Origin of the sequence: Actinacidiphila sp. bgisy167 (assembly GCF_965342175.1) — a bacterium.
In the GTDB taxonomy this organism is placed as follows: domain Bacteria; phylum Actinomycetota; class Actinomycetes; order Streptomycetales; family Streptomycetaceae; genus Actinacidiphila.
The window spans coordinates 1-4,712 of sequence record NZ_CBDRBL010000160.1; the positions used below are offsets into that span (position 1 = coordinate 1).

At 73.0% G+C, this 4,712-nt stretch carries 6 protein-coding genes; 4 read left to right on the forward strand and 2 right to left on the reverse strand.

Annotated features, from left to right (window positions below):
- Window positions 1-874: 874 nt before the first annotated feature.
- Window positions 875-1,030, reverse strand: coding sequence for a DUF6126 family protein (locus tag ACRWND_RS30255; RefSeq protein ID WP_431955076.1), 156 nt, complete (start codon window positions 1,028-1,030; stop codon window positions 875-877).
- Complete coding sequence (locus ACRWND_RS30260; protein ID WP_431955078.1) at window positions 1,027-1,401, reverse strand: ArsR/SmtB family transcription factor; 375 nt, start codon at window positions 1,399-1,401, stop codon at window positions 1,027-1,029. The genes ACRWND_RS30255 and ACRWND_RS30260 overlap by 4 nt, the downstream gene beginning before the upstream one ends.
- Before the next feature lie 133 nt (window positions 1,402-1,534).
- Between ACRWND_RS30260 and ACRWND_RS30265 the strand changes: the two genes are divergently transcribed.
- The 4 genes from ACRWND_RS30265 to ACRWND_RS30280 all read left to right on the forward strand — a co-directional run bounded on the left by ACRWND_RS30265 (window position 1,535) and on the right by ACRWND_RS30280 (window position 4,666).
- Window positions 1,535-2,044 (forward strand): DinB family protein, encoded by a 510-nt coding sequence (locus ACRWND_RS30265; protein ID WP_431955080.1) that lies wholly within the window; start codon window positions 1,535-1,537, stop codon window positions 2,042-2,044.
- A gap of 151 nt (window positions 2,045-2,195) precedes the next feature.
- Window positions 2,196-3,005: a DUF427 domain-containing protein gene (locus ACRWND_RS30270; RefSeq protein WP_431955082.1), complete on the forward strand. Its 810-nt coding sequence runs from the start codon at window positions 2,196-2,198 to the stop codon at window positions 3,003-3,005.
- A 68-nt stretch (window positions 3,006-3,073) separates the two neighbouring features.
- Window positions 3,074-3,586 (forward strand): molybdenum cofactor biosysynthesis protein, encoded by a 513-nt coding sequence (locus ACRWND_RS30275; RefSeq protein WP_431955084.1) that lies wholly within the window; start codon window positions 3,074-3,076, stop codon window positions 3,584-3,586.
- A gap of 132 nt (window positions 3,587-3,718) precedes the next feature.
- Window positions 3,719-4,666 carry an endonuclease/exonuclease/phosphatase family protein gene (locus ACRWND_RS30280; protein ID WP_431955086.1) on the forward strand — a complete coding sequence of 316 codons (948 nt, stop codon included), beginning with the start codon at window positions 3,719-3,721 and terminating at the stop codon, window positions 4,664-4,666.
- The last annotated feature ends 46 nt before the right edge of the window (window positions 4,667-4,712 follow it).

Here is a 4,712-nt window from a genome sequence, read left to right on the forward strand (position 1 = left end):
CTGGTGATCACACCCGGGTGACAAGACGAACACCGGGTGGAGAACGCGCAGTTGCGCAGATGCGAAGCCGCAGCTCGGGCGGAGGGCGCCGAAGTGCCCGACGCGGTCCCGTTTCCCGGTGGAAGGGCTGCTTCGTGCGGCCATGAGACCCCCGCCGCATATGCCCCGCGCATGCACCCGACCACGAAGGCCGCCGCTTCGCCGCCCATCGGGTGCGCACGAGCTCCGTCCACAGCACCGATCGCCGGAACAATGCATTGCAGACGATGCGCTACATGATGATTCCGCTGTGTCGTCGCCATGGAACCGCGGGGGCGCCACTACGCACCGTCCCCGGCAGCCGACCGGAACGACGGACGGCGAGGCCGGCTGTCTTGACAGGGCGGACGTGGAACTCGGTGCGCGCGTCGCCGCCCGCGTGGGCCGATCTGCCGGCGATCAAGCGGCAGCCCCGCCAGGACCTGCTCGCCGGGCTGACCGCCGCCGTGGCGGCGTTGCCACTCGCGCTCGCGTGTTTCCTCCGGGCATCGGCGCGGACGCCGGTCTGGCCACCGCGGTGGCGGCCGGGACGCCGGCGGCCCTGTTCGCGGATCGGATGCGCAGGTCTCCCGGCCGACCGGGGCGATGACCGTGGTGCCGGTCGCCTGGTCCCCGTCGACCCGGCGAGCGCCACCGGACTGCGGCGAACGCCGGACAACGCTGTCTTGCCGGTCGCCTCGGCGGCGCGCCGCCGGGCGGCGCGATGTACGAGGGGTTCGTGAGAGCCGTCACGGCCGCGAGCGGCGCCCCGGTGCTCATCGCCGTGCGCATGTGTCAGTACCGGCGCGCGGGCGCGCCATGGTCGCTCTGCCGCCCGCGGCGTCCGGCGGGCCGCTCACTTGGGGGCGTGCTGCCCCAGGTAGAACAGCAGAGTGATGAAACCCGCGATGAAGTGGGTGATGAAGACGTAGACGAGGACGCGCAGCAGCACCGCCCGCTGCTTGTACCTGTCACCGCTGGAATCCGTGCGCGGGCCTCTCCGACGGCTCATGCGCCACCGCCGGTCCCGCCGCCCGCGCGGACGGCGGCGCCTCCCTCACTCTGCTTCAGTTCCGTCAGCAGATCCTGCTGCCCGGTCAGCAGATCGGTGAGGATGCGGCGGGCGGCCCGGAGCAGTTCCGCGACGTCGCCGCCCGCGAGCTCGTACACCACGGTGGAGCCGGTGCGCGTGGCGCTCACGATGCCGGACCGGCGCAGCACGGCGAGCTGCTGGGAGAGACTGGACGGCTCGATCTCCATCGCGTTGAGGAGCTCCCGCACCGGCCTGGGGCCGTCCTGCAGGAGTTCCAGCACGCGGATGCGCACGGGATGCCCGAGCATGCGGAAGAACTCCGCCTTGGCCTGGTAGAGCGGAACCTGCACTCGGACCACCCGCGCTCTAGTGGTTTCACCAATTGAAGAACTCTGCAATCCTAACCCAGGGTGATCGTCGGCCCGACCCGCCGCCCGGGTGAAGGGCTGCCCGCAGCACCGCATCGGAGAAAGTGAGCATCCTGTGACCGACGACGACCGCATGGGTCCGCCGCTGCGCGGGGGCGAGCGCGAGACGCTCCGGGCCTTCCTCGACTACCACCGCGCCACCTTGGCCATGAAGTGCCGGGGGCTGTCGGACGAGGAACTGCGGCAGCAGTCGATGCCTCCGTCCACACTGTCGCTGCTCGGGCTCGTCCGGCACATGGCGGAGGTGGAACGCGCCTGGTTCCGCCGGGTGTTCCAGGACAACGACGCGCCCATGGTGTGGTCCGAGGAGATCGACTTCCAGGCGGCCTACGACGCGAGCAGGTCCACCCGCGCCGAGGCCTTCGCGGCCTGGGAGGCCGAGGTGGCGAACTCCCGGCGGATCGAGGAGGCGGCCGACTCCCTGGACGCGACCGGGCACCAGCCCCGCTGGGGTGAGGACGTCTCCCTGCGGATGGTCATGGTGCATGTGCTCCTGGAGTACGGCCGCCACAACGGGCACGCGGACTTCCTGCGCGAGGGCGTCGACGGCACCGTCGGCGCCTGACCGCCCGCTCGCGGTGCGGCGCGGCGCGGCCTCGGCGGATGCCGGCCCCGGGGGACGTCGCCCCGCGGCCCCGGGGTGGCCGATCCCACGGGGGCCGGGGACGCTGGGCGTACGGGAAGCGAAGCCCGTGGACAGACCGAGGTGATCACCGATGGCGGACTCGAGCGCGAACCACCCGGGGCTGATCGTCCCGGTCGGGCAGGTCGAACCCGTACCGCGTCGCATCCGCGCGATGGTCGGGAGCCGTACCGTCCTCGACACCCGGCGTGCCATGTACGTGTGGGAGTGGCCCGGCTATCCGCAGTACAGCATCCCTATGGAGGACCTGACCGGTGCGGTGCTCACCGACGACGGCCGGGCCGGCCGGCTGGGCCCCGGACCGGCGCGCCGCCACTCGCTGCACGTCGGGTCCGAGGTCCGCGAGGGCGCGGCCTGGGTGTGGGACGAGGGAGCCCCGGACCGGCTCCTGGGCACGGCACGCTTCCGCTGGGAAGCCCTCGACGCCTGGTACGAGGAGGACGAGCAGGTCTTCGTCCACCCCCGCAGCCCGTACTCCCGGGTGGACGCCCTGCGCTCCTCGAGCAGCGTCCGCGTGGAGGTCGAGGGCACCGTGCTGGCCGACGCCCCGCACGCGGTGACCCTGTTCGAGACGGGCCTGCCGACGCGCTACTACATCGAGCGCGTGCACGTCGACTGGAGCAGACTGCGCCCCACGGACACCGTCACGAGTTGCCCGTACAAGGGCACGACCAGCGGCTACTGGTCGTTCGACGGCGACGGCGCCACCCACGAGGACATCGCCTGGGCGTACGACTTCCCCACGGCGGCGTGCGCCCCCGTCGCGGGCATGATCGCGTTCTACAACGAGCGCGTCGACCTGTACGTCGACGGGACACCGCTCCGCCGCCCCGCCGCGATGTCACGAGACGCATGGGAGCGGCGTCGCCTCGGACAGCCCTGAGACGCATCGCACACCGGACACGGAGGGCGGCCGCGCCGCCTGTCCGCGCGGCCTCTTAGGCTGGCCGCATGTCTCAGCGGGTCGAAGTCGTGCAGTTGCTGGTGTCGCCGGCGCACCGGTACATGGGGCGGCCGTCGGAAGGGCCGTCGCCTGCGCCGGCCGGGGAGCTGGTGAGCAGTGCCGAGGTGCGCAGCGGCCTGGGGCTCGTGGGCGACCGCTACTACGCGCGGCCGGCCCATCGCGACGCCGCCGTGACGCTCATGGGGGCCGAGAACCTCCCGTCGGACATCGGCTCGGACACGGACCTGCGGCACACCCGCCGCAATGTGCTGCTCCGCGGCGTGGACATCGACGCGTACGTGGGCGTCACCGTGGCTCTGGACACCGGCTCCGGGCCCGTCCTGTTCGCCGTGCGGCGCCCGGCCCGGCCCTGCGCCTGGATGGACGCCGTCATCGGTCCCGGGGCGCAGCGCGCGCTGCGCGGCAAGGGCGGAGTGCGGTGCACACCGCTGAGCGACGGCGTGCTCACCCTGGGTCCGGCGGACTTCCGGGTCCTGGAGGATGCGAAGGAGACGTCGTAGCGGGGGCCTGACCCGTACGGCGCGGACGGATGGGAACCGGATCGCCCGGCGCCGCGTCATCGGTACGTGCGATCACTGTGGCGGGCGGGGCAGCAGGCGGAGGACGAGGGAGCGGGGCCCGCGCGGGCGGGCGTGGCGCCGGCCGGTCGCGGATGGCGCGGCCGGCGGCGGGGGGACGGGGTCCTCGCGGCGCTCCCCCTCCTGCTCGCGTCGCTGATCGTCGGCCACGGCGCGGTGCCGAACGGCCCGGGCCGGCTGGGGAGCCTCTTGGAGACGTTCCTGCCGTGGCTGGGTCTGGGCGTCCCGCTGCTGGCGGGCCTGGCCCTGCTGCGGCGCTCGGGGGTCGGGCTGTGCTCGCCGCTGGTGGCGGCCGCGGTGTGGTTCGCGGTCTTCGGGTCGCCGCCGGTTCCTGACGGCGGTTCCCCGTACGACCTGGTGGTGGTGCAGCACAACGTCAGTGACACGAACGCGGACCCTCGGGGCACGGCGCGGCAACTGTCCTCCGCGGGCGGTGACGTGATCGCTCTGCAGGAGGTGACGCCGTCCCTCCTGCCGGAGTTCGGCGCCGCGTTGGGAGAGGTCTACCCGCATCACGTGTCCTTCGGAACGGTCGGGCTGTGGTCCAGGTTTCCCCTGACGGACGCACGCAGGATCGACATCCGGCCCGCGGACCTGGGCGATGACTGGGACCGCGGCCTTCGGGCGACCGCCCGGACACCGCACGGGGATGTCGCCGTGTACGTGGCCCACCTGCCCTCGCTCCGGCTCGGCCCGAGCGGGTTCGGCTCCGCCAGGCGGGACGAGAGCGCTGCCCTGCTCGGCGCCGCCCTCGCGGCCGAGCGGCTGGACCGGGTGGTCCTGGCCGGCGACCTCAACGGCACGCTCGACGACCGCGGGCTCGCCCCGCTGACCTCGCGGCTGAACACCCCGGAGTCCGGGCTCGCGTTCAGCTGGCCCCAGCGGTTCCCCCTGGCCCGGATCGACCAGGTCCTGGCACGCTCCGCGAAGGTCCTGAACGTACGGACGCTGCCTGCGACCGGGAGCGACCACCTGCCCCTCGCCGCCCGCATCCGCTTCTGAGCCGGACAAGCGAACGGCATACCACGTCGGCGAGCTGACAAGTCAT

Bases quoted from the DNA above. Each gene is read 5' to 3' on its own strand.
- ACRWND_RS30275 (WP_431955084.1), top strand. From the start codon at position 3,074: ATGTCTCAGCGGGTCGAAGTCGTGCAGTTGCTGGTGTCGCCGGCGCAC.
- ACRWND_RS30270 (WP_431955082.1), top strand. From the start codon at position 2,196: ATGGCGGACTCGAGCGCGAACCACCCGGGGCTGATCGTCCCGGTCGGG.
- ACRWND_RS30255 (WP_431955076.1), bottom strand. From the start codon at position 1,030: ATGAGCCGTCGGAGAGGCCCGCGCACGGATTCCAGCGGTGACAGGTAC.